This window comes from Streptomyces sp. P9-2, assembly GCF_051903975.1.
Lineage (GTDB): Bacteria > Actinomycetota > Actinomycetes > Streptomycetales > Streptomycetaceae > Streptomyces > Streptomyces cellulosae.
In genome coordinates this window covers 1,630,662-1,645,008 of the sequence record NZ_CP192633.1, presented here as the reverse complement: position 1 = coordinate 1,645,008, position 14,347 = coordinate 1,630,662, and the positions used below count along the sequence as shown (strand labels likewise).

Here is a 14,347-nt window from a genome sequence, read left to right as displayed (position 1 = left end):
GGAAGCCTATGCGCGGGCGCCGACAGGCCGGGCCGGGATCTCGAACACCTCGTTGTTGCGGGGGACGCCCGTGCCGCGCCAGCTGAACGGTATGCCGCGCGCGGTGTCCGGGTCGGGGCCGTCCATGAGCTGGAAGTGCAGGTGGGGCTCGGTGGAGTTGCCCGAGTTGCCGACCTGGGCGATGACCTGGCCCCGGCGCACCCGCTCGCCCTCGCGGACGGTCAGGGAGCCGCGCCGGAGGTGGGCGTAGAGGGCGTACGTGCCGTCGCCGAGGTCGAGGATCACGTGGTTTCCGAGGATTTTCCCGGCGCCGAGCAGGTCGCGGACGTTCGCCTCGAGGATCATCAGATACGCGAGCGCGGGCAGCGAGCTGCGGCTGAGGTGATCGCGTGCCGTGTCGGTGGCCCGGACGACGGTGGCGTCGGCCACCGCGTGCAGCGGGGCGCCGTAGGCGGGGAAGCCGGCGTTGCGCCGGGCTGTCGGCCACAGCATGCGGAAGGCCGGGCGGGAGCCCGGTTCGGGCTCGGCGACCACGTCGATGGCGAAGGTCTGGCCGTAGGCGTGGGTGTGGTGGCTGGGCGTGTGGTCGGCCGGGCTGTTCAGCGCGATCCAGCGGCCGGTGACCGGGGGCTCGACCTCGACGGGTACCCGGGCCGCGCGGGGGCTGTCCGGGGCTCCGCCCCACCGGTTGACGACGATCAGCACGGCGTACGCCAGCACCAGCGGCAGGAAGTCCCACCACACCGGGTGGCCGAGGTCCAGCGCCACATGGGCGATCACCAGGGCGAAGAATCCGATCTGGAGCGCCCGGACCGTGGTCATGGCGAGTTTGCGTGCGGACATGCTTCCCCCAGTGCTCGTCGGTGCGGTCAGGGCCGCGCAGCCGCCAGCGCCACCAGCAGCGGCACCACCCGGCCCGCCGGGACCTCGTGGCGGCCCCGGCCGGTGCTGTGCAGCCAGCCGGCGGCGGTGAGCTGGCGCAGGTGGTGGTAGATCTGCCCGGTCGTGCCGATGTCGTCCAGCTCCGCCAGTTCGGCGGCGGTGCGACGGCCGTCCGTTATCTCGCGGAGCAGCCGGAGCCGGACCGGGTGGCCGAGGGCCGCGAAGGACTCGGCGGCGTCCGGCCACTCGTAGGTGAGCAGGTCCGAGGTGAGCGCGCCGTGCTGCCAGTCGTACCGCTCACCGGTCGGCAGCCGCACCGCGCCCGTGAACAGCACGCCTCCGTCGGCGGCCTTCAGCTCGGCGAGCTGCTCCTTGAGCCCTTCCAGGGCCCAGAGGTCGCCCTCCCCCACCTGGGGAGCCGTGCGGTCGGCCACTTCGAGCGCCGCGATACGGCGCTCCAGCTCGGTCATGCGCTCTTCCAGTTCCACGGCTTCGAGATTACGTAACTACGTAATATTGCGCAAGGGGCTGTGCACACCTGTGGACAACCACCGGGCGACCGCCCCCGGCCCGGCGTCCGGACACGACGAAGCCCCCGCCGAAAAAGCGGGGGCTTCGCATGCGTGAGGTACTGCGACTCAGGCCAGCAGCGCCGGGATCGTCCCCTCGTGGGCCTCGCGCAGGTCGGTCAGAGGGAGGGAGAACTGGCCCTGGACCTCGACCGTGTCGCCGTCGACGACGCCGATGCGGGTGGCCGGGAGGCCGCGCGCACCGCACATGTCGTTGAAGCGGACCTCCTCCGAGCGCGGCACGGCGACGATCGCGCGGCCGGCCGACTCGGAGAACAGGAAGGTGAACGCGTCCAGCCCGTCGGGCACCACCAGACGCGCGCCCTTGCCGCCGAGCAGCGCCGACTCGACCACGGCCTGGATCAGACCGCCGTCGGACAGGTCGTGCGCGGAGTCGATCATGCCGTCGCGGGAGGCGGAGATCAGGATCTCGCCGAGCAGCCGCTCACGCTCCAGGTCGACCTTCGGGGGCAGGCCGCCGAGGTGGTCGTGGACGACCTGGGACCAGGCCGAGCCGCCGAACTCCTCGCGGGTGTCGCCGAGGAGGTAGAGGAGCTGGCCCTCCTCCTGGAAGGCGACGGGGGTGCGGCGGGCCACGTCGTCGATGACGCCGAGGACGGCGACCACCGGCGTCGGGTGGATGGCGGCCTCTCCCGTCTGGTTGTAGAGCGAGACGTTGCCGCCGGTCACCGGCGTGCCGAGCTGCTGACAGCCGTCGGCCAGACCGCGCACGGCCTCCGCGAACTGCCACATGACCGCCGGGTCCTCGGGCGAGCCGAAGTTGAGGCAGTCGGAGACGGCGAGCGGCTTGGCGCCGGTCGTCGCCACGTTGCGGTACGCCTCGGCGAGGGCCAGCTGCGCGCCCGTGTAGGGGTCGAGCTTGGCGTACCGGCCGTTGCCGTCGGTGGCGATCGCGATGCCGAGGCCCGACGCCTCGTCGATGCGGATCATGCCGGAGTCCTCGGGCTGGGCGAGAACGGTGTTGCCCTGCACGAAGTGGTCGTACTGCTGGGTGATCCACTGCTTGGACGCCTGGTTGGGCGAGGCGACCAGCTTGAGGACCTGGTCCTTCAGCTCCTCGCCGCTCTGCGGGCGGGGCAGCTTGCCGGCGTCGTCCGCCTGCAGCTCGTCCTGCCAGGCGGGGCGGGCGTAGGGGCGCTCGTAGGTGGGGCCCTCGTGGGCGACCGTGCGCGGGTCGACGTCGACGATCTTCTCGCCGTGCCAGAAGATCTCCAGGCGGTCGCCGTCGGTCACCTCTCCGATGACGGTGGCGATGACGTCCCACTTGTCGCAGATCTCGAGGAAGCGGTCGACCTTGCCGGGCTCCACGACGGCGCACATGCGCTCCTGCGACTCGCTCATGAGGATCTCCTCGGGCGAGAGCGTGGAGTCGCGCAGCGGGACGTCGTCCAGCACGACGGTCATGCCGCCGGAGCCGTTGGAGGCCAGCTCGGAGGTGGCGCAGGACAGGCCGGCCGCGCCGAGGTCCTGGATGCCGACGACGAGCTTCTCGGCGAAGGCCTCCAGGGTGCACTCGATGAGCAGCTTCTCCTGGAAGGGGTCGCCGACCTGCACCGCGGGGCGCTTCGACGGCTTGGCGTCGTCGAAGGTCTCGGAGGCGAGGATCGACGCGCCGCCGATGCCGTCGCCGCCGGTGCGGGCCCCGTAGAGGATGACCTTGTTGCCGGCGCCGGAGGCCTTGGCGAGGTGGATGTCCTCGTGCCGCATGACGCCGATGGCGCCCGCGTTGACCAGCGGGTTGCCCTGGTAGCAGGCGTCGAAGACGACCTCGCCGCCGATGTTGGGCAGGCCCAGGCAGTTGCCGTAGCCGCCGATGCCGGCGACCACGCCGGGAAGCACCCGCTTGGTGTCGGGGTGGTCGGCCGCGCCGAAGCGCAGGGGGTCGACCACGGCGACCGGGCGCGCGCCCATCGCGATGATGTCGCGCACGATGCCGCCGACGCCGGTGGCCGCTCCCTGGTAGGGCTCGACGTACGACGGATGGTTGTGCGACTCGACCTTGAAGGTGACGGCGTAGCCCTGGCCGACGTCCACGACGCCCGCGTTCTCGCCGATGCCGACGAGCAGGGCGTCGGACTCGGGGGCCTTCTCGCCGAACTGGCGGAGGTGGACCTTGGAGGACTTGTACGAGCAGTGCTCGGACCACATGACGGAGTACATGGCGAGTTCGGCGCCGGTCGGGCGGCGGCCGAGGATCTCCACGACCCGCTCGTACTCGTCCTTCTTCAGGCCCAGCTCGGCCCAGGGCAGCTCGACGTCGGGGGTCGCGGCCGCGTGCTCGACCGTGTCCAGGGGCGTCTTGCTCATGCGTTGACCAGCTTCTTGAGGATCGACGTGAAGAAGGGCAGGCCGTCGGTACGGCCCGTACCGATCAGCGACTCGACGGCGTGCTCGGGGTGCGGCATGAGACCGACGACGTTCCCGGCCGCGTTGGTGATGCCGGCGATGTCGTTGAGCGAGCCGTTCGGGTTGAAGTCGAGGTAGCGGAAGGCGACGCGGCCCTCGGCCTCCAGCTCGTCCAGCGTCCGCCGATCGGCGACGTAGCGGCCGTCCATGTTCTTCAGCGGGATGTGGATCTCCTGGCCGGCCTCGTAGTCCGTGGTCCAGGCGGTGTCCGCGTTCTCCACCCGCAGCTTCTGGTCGCGGCAGATGAAGTGCAGGTGGTCGTTGCCCAGCATGCCGCCGGGGAGCAGGTGCGCCTCGGTGAGGATCTGGAAGCCGTTGCAGATGCCGAGGACCGGCAGACCGGCCTTGGCCTGGTCGATGACGGTGTCCATGACCGGCGAGAAGCGCGCGATGGCGCCGGCGCGCAGATAGTCGCCGTAACTGAAACCGCCGCAGAGCACCACGGCGTCGACCTGCTTGAGGTCCTTGTCCTTGTGCCAGAGGGCGACGGGTTCGGCACCCGCGACGCGGATCGCGCGCTGGGTGTCCCGGTCGTCGAGACTGCCCGGGAAAGTGACGACGCCAATACGAGCGGTCACTTGGCCGCCTCCGCGACTTCCTCGACGCGGACGGTGAAGTCCTCGATCACGGTGTTGGCGAGGAAGGATTCGGCAAGATCATGGATACGGGCGAGCGCGGCCTCGTCGACCGGCCCGTCAACTTCCAGTTCGAATCGCTTTCCCTGACGGACGTCCGAGATCCCTTCGAAACCCAGACGCGGCAGTGCGCGCTGCACCGCCTGGCCCTGGGGGTCGAGGATCTCCGGCTTGAGCATGACGTCGACTACGACGCGTGCCACTGGCACTCCCGGTGTGTGGTGCTGAGCAGGTCCCTTCAGACTACCCGCACAAAATTTCTACGCGAGTAGAGTTGTAGGAAACTACGTGAGCGCCGTCACGATTCGGCATCGCGGGGAGACGCGCTGGAAAAGATCCGGGAAAGATCGGCGTTCTTCCTCACATCGCTATTGCGCCCGGACACGCGGGAAGATTTAGTCGGGCTTCCCATTGCATTGCCGGGCACTGTACAAATGAATTGTCATTAGCAGATACTTTGCCCGATTACAGGCGGACAGCCGACATCTCGGCGACCGTACCGGCACGTCGTCACGGACGTCCGGACGGAAGAGGTGTCGCACGAAGGGACCGATATTCGTGGCGCAGAAGGTCGTGGTCACTCTCTTCGACGACATCGACGGCTCGGAAGCGGCGGAAACGATCGCCTTCGGGATCGACGGCACGTCGTACGAGATCGACCTGAACGAAACCAATGCCAGGAAACTGCGCGAGGCGCTCGAGCCCTACGTGGACGCCGGCCGCAAGCGCGCCCGCTCCGGCAAGGCCTACCGGCAGACCGAGGTCGCCCCGGACCCGGCGGCCGTGCGCGCCTGGGCGCAGGCGAACCGGATGGACGTCCCGGCCCGCGGCCGCATCCCCAAGAAGGTCTACGAGGCGTTCGCCGCGGCCCGCTGAACCGCGGCCGGCCCCACACGCGAGGTCGCACCCGTGTGCGGGGCGGACCCCGGCCGGGTGACCCCCGCCGACGGCCGGTCACCGGGCGCTCCGGGCAACCGACTTGCGCATCCCCCCTGCTGATCAGCTAAAGTCTGGAGCACGCCGAGGGGCGAGGCCGAAAGGCCCGGTCCGAGGACACGCGGGTGTAGTTCAGTAGTAGAACATCCCCCTTCCAGGGGGAAGGCGCAGTGTGCAATTCCTGTCACCCGCTCTGCACCGCCTCACCAACCACTCTTGTGGATCAGGTAAGATGGTGCTCGCGCCGATCGGTGAGAGCCGGTCGGAGGCAATGCGGACGTAGCTCAGTTGGTAGAGCGCAACCTTGCCAAGGTTGAGGTCGCGAGTTCGAGCCTCGTCGTCCGCTCGGGAACAAGGCCCCGGTCCATCGGACCGGGGCTTTTTCGTGTGCCCGCTTCAAGAAGGCCTCTCCGTACGGCCATCTGACATTTGTCATGTCCGGTGATGACACCGCGCACTGCCGAGCTCCTCCGTCCACCGCGAAGCTCGAGGCATGGAAACCAACGGACTTGAGCACGTGATCGAGGTCACAGGGCTGCGACGCGTCTACGGGGGCGGGTTCGAAGCGGTGCGCGGGATCGACTTCACCGTGCGACGCGGGGAGATCTTCGCCCTGCTGGGCACCAACGGCGCCGGCAAGACCTCCACCGTCGAACTCCTCGAAGGACTCGCCCCGCCGGCCGGCGGACAGGTCCGGGTCCTCGGCCACGACCCCTGCACCGAGCGCGCCGCCGTACGGCACCGCACCGGCGTGATGCTCCAGGAGGGCGGCTTCCCCTCCGAGCTGACCGTCGCCGAGACCGCCCGCATGTGGGCCGGCTGCGTCAGCGGCGCCCGCCCCGAGCGGGAGGTCCTCGAAATGGTCGGCCTCGGCTCCAAGACCGACGTCCGGGTCAAGCAGCTGTCCGGCGGCCAGCGCCGCCGCCTCGACCTGGCGCTCGCGCTGCTCGGCGACCCCGAGGTGCTGTTCCTCGACGAGCCGACCACCGGCCTCGATGCCGAAGGCCGCCACGACACCTGGGAGTTGGTGAGCGCCCTGCGCGACGCCGGCACCACGGTGCTGCTCACCACGCACTACCTGGAGGAGGCCGAGAACCTCGCCGACCGGCTCGCGATCATGCACGACGGGCGGATCGCCGTCACCGGCACCCCGGCCGAGGTCACCGCGGCCGAGCCGTCCCGGATCACGTTCGACCTGCCCGACGGCTACCACCTGGGCGACCTCCCCCCGCTCGGCCCGATGGGTGTGAGCGACCACACCGTGGACGGCCGCACCGTCCGGCTGCGCACCCGCGAGCTGCAGCGCGCGGCCACCGACCTACTGGTGTGGGCACGGTCCGCGGGCGTCGAACTGCGCCGGCTCGACGTGCGCTCGGCCTCCCTGGAGGAGGCCTTCCTCACCATCGCCAAGGACGCCTCGGCCGTCGCGCCGCACGGCGTGACCACCGAGGAGTACGCGGCATGAGCACCACCACGACCACCCCGGCCGGCCGGATGGCGTCCCTGGCCCGGGCGGAGATGACCCTGCTGGGACGCAGCAAGGGCACCCTCTTCGCCGCCCTGTTCGTGCCGCTGATTCTGCCGCTCAGCGTGCGGTCCGCCGCCGAGGAGATGGACCTCGCGGAAGCCGGGCTCACCCCCGGCGAGCTCGTCCTGCCCGCCGCCGTCGGCTTCTCGCTGCTGTTCGCCGTGTACTCCTCGCTCGTCGGCGTCTACGTCGTCCGCCGCGAGGAGCTGGTGCTGAAGCGGCTGCGCACCGGCGAGCTGCGGGACGCGGAGATCCTCGCCGGGTCCGCGCTGCCGGCCGTCCTCACCGGTCTCGCGCAGTGCCTGTTGCTGATCACGGGCTGCACCGTGCTGCTCGACCTGTCCGCACCCTCCTCGCCCCACCTGGCCGTCCTCGGGCTGCTGCTGGGCCTCGTGATCAGCGCGGCGCTCGCCGCCGTCACCGCGAGCTGGACGCGTACCGGCGAGAGCGCCCAGGTCACGCCTATGCCGCTGCTGATCGTGTCGATGCTGGGCTCCGGAATGTTCGTCCCGCTGGAGCTGTTCCCGGACCGTCTGGCGTCCGTCTGCGAACTGCTGCCGCTGACCCCGGTCGTCAGCCTGGTGCGCGGCGGCTGGACCGGCGGCCTCACGGCCGGGGAGTCCTTCCAGGCCCTCGCGATCGCCCTCGCCTGGACCGTCCTGGCGGTGTTTGCTGTACGGCGGCGGTTCCGCTGGGAGCCGCGGCGCTGAGGCGCCGGACACAGGGGCGGACGCGCGCACCGCGACGACACGGTGCGGCGGCAGGACACATCGGCAGGGACAGGAGCGGCGGATGGGCGGCCCGGGAGGCTGGTGGCGGCGTAAGAGCACGCCCGCCAAGGTCGAGACGTACACGCGGTGGTCCTTCCACCTCATCGCGCTGTCCGAGCCCACGGTGATCGCCGTGACCGCGTTCGGCCATCTGGAGGCGCGCCTCGCGCTGCTGTCGATGGTGCCGGTGGCGGCGCACGTCGCGCTGGCCATGGTGACCGCCTCCCGCGCCCTGGACTGGACGGTCGGCCGGCGTCCCCAGCCGCTGCGGCTGCTGTGGGCGCTCGGCGCCGCGACCGCCGTGGTCGCGACGGCGGCCGTCGTCCTCGGCAGACACGGCCCCGGCGGGCCCGCCGAGGACACCGGCACCGTCCTGGGCTCGGTCTTCGGCGCCACGCTCTGCTACGGCGTCGGACTGATGGCCCTCGGCCTGAAGGACCGGCGGCGCGTCGTGTGGCTCGTCACCGGGTTCGGGGCGGGCGCGGGCCTGGTCGCCTGGGCGGCCGGCATGCCCGCCCTCGCCGCGCTGGCCACGGCCGCGTTCGTGACGGCAGCGAGCGGCTTCTTCGCCGCCACCTCCGCCTTCTCGATCTGGCTGCTCAACGCCGTCTACGCCCTCGACGAGGCGCGCGAGACCCGCGCCCGGCTCGCGGTCGCCGAGGAGCGGCTGCGGTTCGGGCGCGACCTGCACGACGTCATGGGCAGGAACCTCGCCGTGATCGCGCTGAAGAGCGAACTGGCCGTCCAGCTAGCCCGGCGAGAGCGGCCCGAGGCGGTCGAGCAGATGATCGAGGTGCAGCGCATCGCCCAGGAGTCCCAGCGGGAGGTGCGCGAGGTGGTGCGCGGCTACCGCCGGGCCGACCTGGAGGCCGAACTCCATGGCGCCCAAGGCGTGCTGCGCGCGGCCGGGATCGACTGCGAGGTCAGCGGCGACACCGACGGACTGCCCGCCGAGGTGCAGTCCGCCCTGGGCTGGGTCGTACGGGAGGCGACCACCAACGTGCTGCGGCACGGCGACGCGAAGAAGTGCACCGTCACGGTGCTGAGGCCGGAGGGGCGTGTGGTGCTGACGGTGCGGAACGACGGGGCGACCGGCCCGCACGGGGCGCCCCGTACGGGCGGAACGGGGCTGGCCGGGCTGCGGGAGCGGCTGTCCGCCGTGGGCGGCACGCTCGACGCCGGGGAGGCCGGGGACGGCGAGTTCCGGCTCGTCGCGGAGGTCCCGTTGACCGCGCGGCCCGCGCTGGAGGTCGCCTCGTGACCGCACCGGTGCGGCTGCTGCTCGCCGACGACGAGCATCTGATCCGCGGGGCGCTGGCCGCCCTGCTGTCCCTGGAGGACGACCTGCTGGTGGTCGCCGAGGCCGCGTCCGGCCCGGAGGCCCTGGCGATGGCGCGGGCCCACGCCCCGGACGTCGCCGTGCTGGACCTCCAGATGCCCGGCGCGGACGGTGTGAAGGTCGCCACAAGCCTGCGGACGGAGCTGCCGGACTGCCAGGTGCTGATCGTGACCGGGCACGGGCGCCCGGGGCACCTGAAGCGGGCGCTCGCCGCGGGCGTGCGCGGGTTCGTGCCCAAGACCGTCAGTGCCCAGCGGCTCGCGGAGATCATCCGCACCGTGCACGCGGGAAACCGCTACGTCGACCCCGAGTTGGCCGCCGACGCGATCGCCGCCGGCGACTCCCCGCTGACCGCGCGCGAGGCGGAGGTGCTGGAGCTGGCGGCGGACGGGGCGCCCGTGGCGGAGATCGCGGAGCGGGCCCGGCTGTCCCAGGGCACCGTGCGGAACTATCTCTCCTCCGCCGTCTCGAAGCTCGGCGCGGAGAACCGCCACACCGCGGTGCGTCTCGCCCGCGAGCGCGGTTGGGTATAGTGGTGCTCGCGCCACGGCGCAGCAGGCGAACGTAGCTCAGTTGGTAGAGCGCAACCTTGCCAAGGTTGAGGTCGCGAGTTCGAACCTCGTCGTTCGCTCAGAGGACGAAGGCCCCGGTCGATGACCGGGGCCTTCGTCGTGCGTGCCGCCAACGTCCCCCGGGGCCGGAGGCGCGTCCCCCGGCCCCGGCCGTGCGTCAGCTCCAGGTGGTGCCCGTCAGACGCTCGTACGCCTCGACGTACTTCGCCCGGGTGGCGTCCACGACCTGCTGCGGCAGCGGCGGCGGGGGCTGCTCGCTCCTGCGGTCCCAGTCCGACTCCTCCGAGGTGAGCCAGTCGCGCACGAACTGCTTGTCGTACGACGGCTGCGGGCGGCCCGGCTCCCACTGCTCGGCCGGCCAGAAGCGGGACGAGTCCGGTGTGAGCACCTCGTCCGCGATGACCAGCTCGTCCCCGTCGAAACCGAACTCGAACTTGGTGTCCGCGAGGATGATGCCCCGGTCGCGCGCGATGTCGCGGGCGCGGGAGTAGGCGGCGAGGGTCGCCTGGCGCAGCTGGGCGGCGGTCTCCGCGCCGACCTGGCGGGCGACCTCCTCGTAGGAGACGTTCTCGTCGTGCTCGCCGACGGCGGCCTTGGTGGCCGGGGTGAAGATCGGGGCGGGCAGCTCGGAGCCGTCGACCAGGCCCTCGGGCAGCGCCAGTCCGCAGACCGTCCGGCTCTCGTTGTACTCGGCGAGGCCCGAACCGGTGAGGTAGCCGCGGGCCACGCACTCCACCGGCACCATGCTCAGCGACTTGCACACCAGGGTGCGGCCCGCCCAGTCGGCGGGGGCGCCCTCCGGGAGGTCCGTGCTCAGCACATGGTTGGGGAGCAGGTCGGCGAGCTGGTCGAACCACCACAGGGAGAGCTGGGTGAGCACCCGGCCCTTGTCCGGGATCTCCGTGGGCAGCACCCAGTCGTAGGCGGAGATGCGGTCGCTGGCGACCATCACGAGGTCGCCCGCCTCGTTCCGGTACAGCTCGCGCACCTTGCCGGTGTGCAGATGCACCAGGCCCGGAATCTGGATCGGCTCGGGCTTGTCGACGAATCCGGACACGGTTCCTCCGCGTGGTTGAACAGAAGGGACGCCCGCAGCGCTCCCGGCTCCCGCGCACGCTCCCGGAAGGGCGGTGCCGGGAGGGGGCCGGACGGTACGTCGATTCTCCCGTATGTGCGGACGGGACGGCGGTCGGGGTGGTGCGGGCGGGTCGGACGGGCGCGGTCCCGCGCGCCCTGTCAGTCGCGTTTGCAGATGCGGTCGAGCAGGTTGGCGGTGGCCCGCTGGACGCGGGGGTCGGCGTGCCCCGGCCGGTCCAGTGCCGGGGACCAGGCGAGCGTGCCCGAGGCGAACACCCAGGCGCCGGACGACGCGCGGTACAGGGACGTCTCCTGGTGGCGGCGGGCGCCCTGCCGGTCGCCGTACGGGGAGTGCGCGAGCAGGATCCGCTCGTCGTGGGCGGGCAGCGGGGTGCGCGGGTAGTAGCGGTCGGCCCCGCCCGCGACCAGGCCGTCGACGACGTCGCCCTCGTGCGCGCCGGTCCCCTCCCACAGCCAGTGCCCGGCGTTGCGCACGATCAGCGGGCGCGGCCTGGGCACCGGGCCGGCGTACTGGATGCCGAGCAGGAGCTGCTCCGCCCGGTCGTGCTCCCGCCACAGCGCCGGTCCGGACTGGCCCCGGCGCCTGCCGCAGGTCAGCAGGCGGTCGGGGCCGGAGGGCGCGGGTGCCAGCTCGATCTGCCGGTGCAGGGTGCGGGCGGAGAGGAACACCAGTGAGGTGCCGTGGTCTCGGGCGCGCTCCACGGCCGCGCGCATCTCCGTCGTCCAGTACTCGTCCGGGCCGGGGAAGACCAGACCCCGGTGGCGGGCCGGGTCGACGCGGCCGGCGTGCAGGTCGCGGGCGGTGGCGTAGGCGAGGTCGTAGCCGTAGCGCTCGGCCCAGCGGATCACGTCGTAGGCGTGCCCGGCGTGCGGCGGGAGCCCGTCACCCGCGTAGGGGCGGTCGAAGGTGACCGTCGTGACCGGGTCGGCCGCCTCGTGCTCGTCGTGGGCGAGGGCGAGGCTCGCGCCTGTGCCGCCGTCCGCCGCCGGGTACGGGTTGTACGCCTGCCAGGTGAGGTCCGGCAGCACCAGCAGCAGATCGGCCGGGCGGTCGTCGCGCACGGTGAACGGGACGTGCGCGCGGTGCCGCCCGTCCTCCGTGGCCAGCACGGCGACGTACGCTCCGGCGCTCCAGTACGCCGGGACCGGCAGCCGCCAGGACAGCCACCAGTGGTGGCAGGAGACGGTGCGTCCCGCGGCGAGCGGCGGGAGCTGCGCGGTGCCCTGGAGGCGGGGGCTGGCGGCCATCTCGGTGGCGCCCCGGCCGTCGTGGTGGCCGATGCGGTGGACCGTGACGCGGAACGGGCGGGGCGGGTGGACGGTGACGTGGAAGTCGACGGAGTCGCCCGGGGCGACGGCGGAGGGCGAGGCGAAGCCTTCGACACGGCCGTCGGTGGCGTGCGAGGGCCGTGTCGGCCAGGGGAACGTGACGGGGGCGAAGGGGTCGCCGCCGTCGGGTGCCGGTGCCCCTGTCGCTTCGTGGCGGACTCGCTCCGGTCGCATGACCGTTTCCCCCTCCCCTGGGCGTGAACGGCCCCAGCACATCACATTCCGCACGGGTGCCGTCACCGTTCGTCGTGTGTGCGTTGAAGTGGAGGAATGCGCTCCGGACGGGGGATGCGCAACGGATCGGACGGGGCGTGTGACGGGCGCGCGGAGGGCGGATCAGGCGAGGCGCGCGTCCGGCTCAGGCGAGGCGTACGGGCTTCTCCGGGCGTATGCCCTGCCGGGTGAGCCAGTCGCGCAGGCCCGAGGGGTCGCCGTCCTCGATGAGGGTCAGCACCTGCGGCGGGAGGTCCGTGGCGCGGGCGCCGCCGACGAGGAGGGTGGGTCCGTCGAGCCAGTCGAGACAGGGGGCGGCTCCGACCGTGTCCATGGCCGCGCAGCAGACCATCGCGGTGATGTGGTCGGCGAGCAGTTCGCGCCCGGTGCGGGGCGGCTGAAGGGGGAAGAGGGGGAGCGCGCGGTCGTCGCGGAGGGGGTCGGGATCGGGTGCCCCGGCGCCCTGCGGACCGGCGGGTACGGCGGCCGCGGCGGCCTCCTCACGGGCCAGCTCGGCCGTGAGGCGCGCGGCCAGGGCGGCGCTGTGGGCGGTGCCTGCGGCGAGGTCGTCCTCGTCCGGGGCGAGGACGTCGGCGGCGGACACGGGCGCCGGGGGCAGGTCCGGCGCGGACGTCAGGTGAGTCAGGACGCGGGCGAGGGTGGGGCCGTCGGGGGCCTGGGTCCCCTCGCCGGCGGGCGGTACGCGCAGGGCGTCGAGTATCCGGTGGAGGCGGGCGGCGTCCGTGCGCCACTTGCGGTCGACGACCTCCTCCGGGTAGTCGCCCCAGTGGACCGGCGACCAGTCGGGGCCGGTCTCCGCCGGGCCGCCGTGGAAGAGGCGGGCGGCGAGCAGGGAGGTGGCCTCGTCGACCGCGCCGGGCTCCTCGAGCAGGTCGCAGGCGGGACGCTCACCGAGCCGGGAGGCGAACCCCTCGGCCAGCCGGTCACGCCGCGACAGCTCGGTGAGGGCGGCGACCACACCCGCGTTGAGCCGGGCCGGCCAGCGGCCCATCCGCCAGGCGGGCAGCGCCACCCGGGTCAGCAGCCGGTCCCAGCCCGCGTAGGCGAGGCCGACCTGCTCCTGGGCGACGATCCGCAGCCCGTAGTCCACGGCCTTGGCGCGCTCGGCCGCCGCGGCGGCGACCCCGCGCTCCATCTCGGCCGCGTGCACCCGGCTGCCGTGCAGCAGCAGGCGGGCCACCCAGCCGACCCCGGCGAGCACCGCGCGGGACACCGGCCCGCGGTCCGGCGCCGACGTCACGGCGACCGCGGCGTCCAGGCCCCGGACGAAGCGCCGGGCGGCGGCTATGTCCGGGTGCGCCGACGGTCCCGTCCCGGCGACGACCGGGGCGAGCAGGGCGCGCAGCTCGGCCACCCGCATCCACCACAGGAACGGCGAGCCGATGACCAGCACGGGAGCGGCGGGCGAGCGGCGGGACGGCCGGCCCGCGTGGGCCACGTCGCCGTGGTCCTCGGGCGGCGGGGGCGCGTGCGCCGGATGCGTACGGTCCTCCAGCCAGCTGTCGCAGTCCGGGGTGAGCGCTATCGCGGAGGGCGCGGGGACGCCGAGGCGGTCGGCGAGGTCCCGCACCATCCGGTACAGGTCCGGGGCCGCCTCCTCGGCGATCGGCACGGTGGGGCTGACGGCGGGCCGGGCGCGGGCGACGACCAGGGCGACCCCGGCGGCGAGCAGCAGCACCAGCACGGCGAGGGGCGTGACGATCCGGCGGGCGAGATCCCAGCCGGGGCCGGTCAGATGGCCGGTGGACCCGCCGACCAGGAGGATCACCGCGGCGGCTGCGGGCAGCAGGGCGACGGCCAGCGCCCGGCTGCGGACGCGCAGCACGGCCAGCGCCCGGGCCCGGGCGCCCGGGGCGCCCTGCTCTCTCCCCGCACCGCTCATGCTCATGGCCCGCCCTCACCCCCTCCCGGCGCCTGACACAGTCCTGGCTTGCCCATGCCCCCACTGTGGCACCCGCCTCCGACATCGCAATGCCGGTGGGCCAAGTGCCGGAACGCTTGCGCGGCACCCTAGTTGGGGCCCCGGCC

13 protein-coding genes and 3 tRNA genes are annotated in these 14,347 nt (G+C 72.8%); 8 read left to right on the top strand and 8 right to left on the bottom strand.

The window, feature by feature from the left end; translation table 11 throughout:
- Nucleotides 1–6 precede the first annotated feature (6 nt).
- The 5 genes from ACQY0Z_RS07750 to purS all read right to left on the bottom strand — a co-directional run bounded on the left by ACQY0Z_RS07750 (nucleotide 7) and on the right by purS (nucleotide 4,716).
- Nucleotides 7–843: a M23 family metallopeptidase gene (locus ACQY0Z_RS07750; RefSeq protein ID WP_439812010.1), complete on the bottom strand. Its 837-nt coding sequence runs from the start codon at nucleotides 841–843 to the stop codon at nucleotides 7–9.
- 26 nt (nucleotides 844–869) lie between these two features.
- The gene (locus ACQY0Z_RS07745; RefSeq protein ID WP_439812009.1) at nucleotides 870–1,370 is read right to left on the bottom strand and encodes an ArsR/SmtB family transcription factor; all 501 of its coding nucleotides are present in this window, start codon (nucleotides 1,368–1,370) and stop codon (nucleotides 870–872) included.
- Nucleotides 1,371–1,520: 150 nt separating this feature from the next.
- Nucleotides 1,521–3,779: a phosphoribosylformylglycinamidine synthase subunit PurL gene (gene purL, locus ACQY0Z_RS07740; protein WP_439812008.1), complete on the bottom strand. Its 2,259-nt coding sequence runs from the start codon at nucleotides 3,777–3,779 to the stop codon at nucleotides 1,521–1,523.
- A complete protein-coding gene (gene purQ, locus ACQY0Z_RS07735; protein ID WP_048460403.1) occupies nucleotides 3,776–4,456 on the bottom strand; it encodes a phosphoribosylformylglycinamidine synthase subunit PurQ in 681 nt (226 codons plus the stop codon). Before purQ ends, purL begins: the two co-directional genes overlap by 4 nt.
- On the bottom strand, nucleotides 4,453–4,716 hold the full coding sequence (gene purS, locus ACQY0Z_RS07730) for a phosphoribosylformylglycinamidine synthase subunit PurS (RefSeq protein ID WP_006133353.1): 264 nt from the start codon (nucleotides 4,714–4,716) through the stop codon (nucleotides 4,453–4,455). Before purS ends, purQ begins: the two co-directional genes overlap by 4 nt.
- 355 nt (nucleotides 4,717–5,071) lie before the next feature.
- On the opposite strand from purS, the gene ACQY0Z_RS07725 reads away from it, so the two are divergent.
- The 8 genes from ACQY0Z_RS07725 (at nucleotide 5,072) to ACQY0Z_RS07690 (ending at nucleotide 9,717) form a co-directional block, all read left to right on the top strand.
- Nucleotides 5,072–5,389, top strand: coding sequence for a histone-like nucleoid-structuring protein Lsr2 (locus ACQY0Z_RS07725; protein WP_006133354.1), 318 nt, complete (start codon nucleotides 5,072–5,074; stop codon nucleotides 5,387–5,389).
- Between the two features lie 181 nt (nucleotides 5,390–5,570).
- Nucleotides 5,571–5,642 (top strand) — tRNA-Gly (locus ACQY0Z_RS07720).
- A gap of 80 nt (nucleotides 5,643–5,722) precedes the next feature.
- Nucleotides 5,723–5,795 (top strand) — tRNA-Gly (locus ACQY0Z_RS07715).
- 147 nt (nucleotides 5,796–5,942) lie between these two features.
- Nucleotides 5,943–6,914, top strand: a complete 972-nt coding sequence (locus ACQY0Z_RS07710) for an ABC transporter ATP-binding protein (protein WP_189897290.1) — start codon at nucleotides 5,943–5,945, stop codon at nucleotides 6,912–6,914.
- Nucleotides 6,911–7,687, top strand: a complete 777-nt coding sequence (locus ACQY0Z_RS07705) for an ABC transporter permease (RefSeq protein ID WP_189897288.1) — start codon at nucleotides 6,911–6,913, stop codon at nucleotides 7,685–7,687. Before ACQY0Z_RS07710 ends, ACQY0Z_RS07705 begins: the two co-directional genes overlap by 4 nt.
- Nucleotides 7,688–7,769: 82 nt before the next feature.
- Entirely contained in the window at nucleotides 7,770–9,008 is a 1,239-nt protein-coding gene (locus tag ACQY0Z_RS07700) for a sensor histidine kinase (protein ID WP_254585770.1), read from the top strand.
- Nucleotides 9,005–9,619 (top strand): response regulator transcription factor, encoded by a 615-nt coding sequence (locus ACQY0Z_RS07695; protein WP_189897283.1) that lies wholly within the window; start codon nucleotides 9,005–9,007, stop codon nucleotides 9,617–9,619. The genes ACQY0Z_RS07700 and ACQY0Z_RS07695 overlap by 4 nt, the downstream gene beginning before the upstream one ends.
- A gap of 25 nt (nucleotides 9,620–9,644) precedes the next feature.
- Nucleotides 9,645–9,717 (top strand) — tRNA-Gly (locus ACQY0Z_RS07690).
- 98 nt (nucleotides 9,718–9,815) lie between these two features.
- Here the strand turns inward: ACQY0Z_RS07690 and ACQY0Z_RS07685 are convergent.
- From ACQY0Z_RS07685 to ACQY0Z_RS07675, 3 genes are all read right to left on the bottom strand, one after another.
- Nucleotides 9,816–10,715, bottom strand: coding sequence for a phosphoribosylaminoimidazolesuccinocarboxamide synthase (locus ACQY0Z_RS07685; protein ID WP_439812007.1), 900 nt, complete (start codon nucleotides 10,713–10,715; stop codon nucleotides 9,816–9,818).
- 179 nt (nucleotides 10,716–10,894) lie between these two features.
- Entirely contained in the window at nucleotides 10,895–12,259 is a 1,365-nt protein-coding gene (locus ACQY0Z_RS07680; protein ID WP_439812006.1) for a N,N-dimethylformamidase beta subunit family domain-containing protein, read from the bottom strand.
- Between the two features lie 184 nt (nucleotides 12,260–12,443).
- Nucleotides 12,444–14,207, bottom strand: coding sequence for a hypothetical protein (locus ACQY0Z_RS07675; protein WP_381726671.1), 1,764 nt, complete (start codon nucleotides 14,205–14,207; stop codon nucleotides 12,444–12,446).
- Nucleotides 14,208–14,347: the final 140 nt, after the last annotated feature.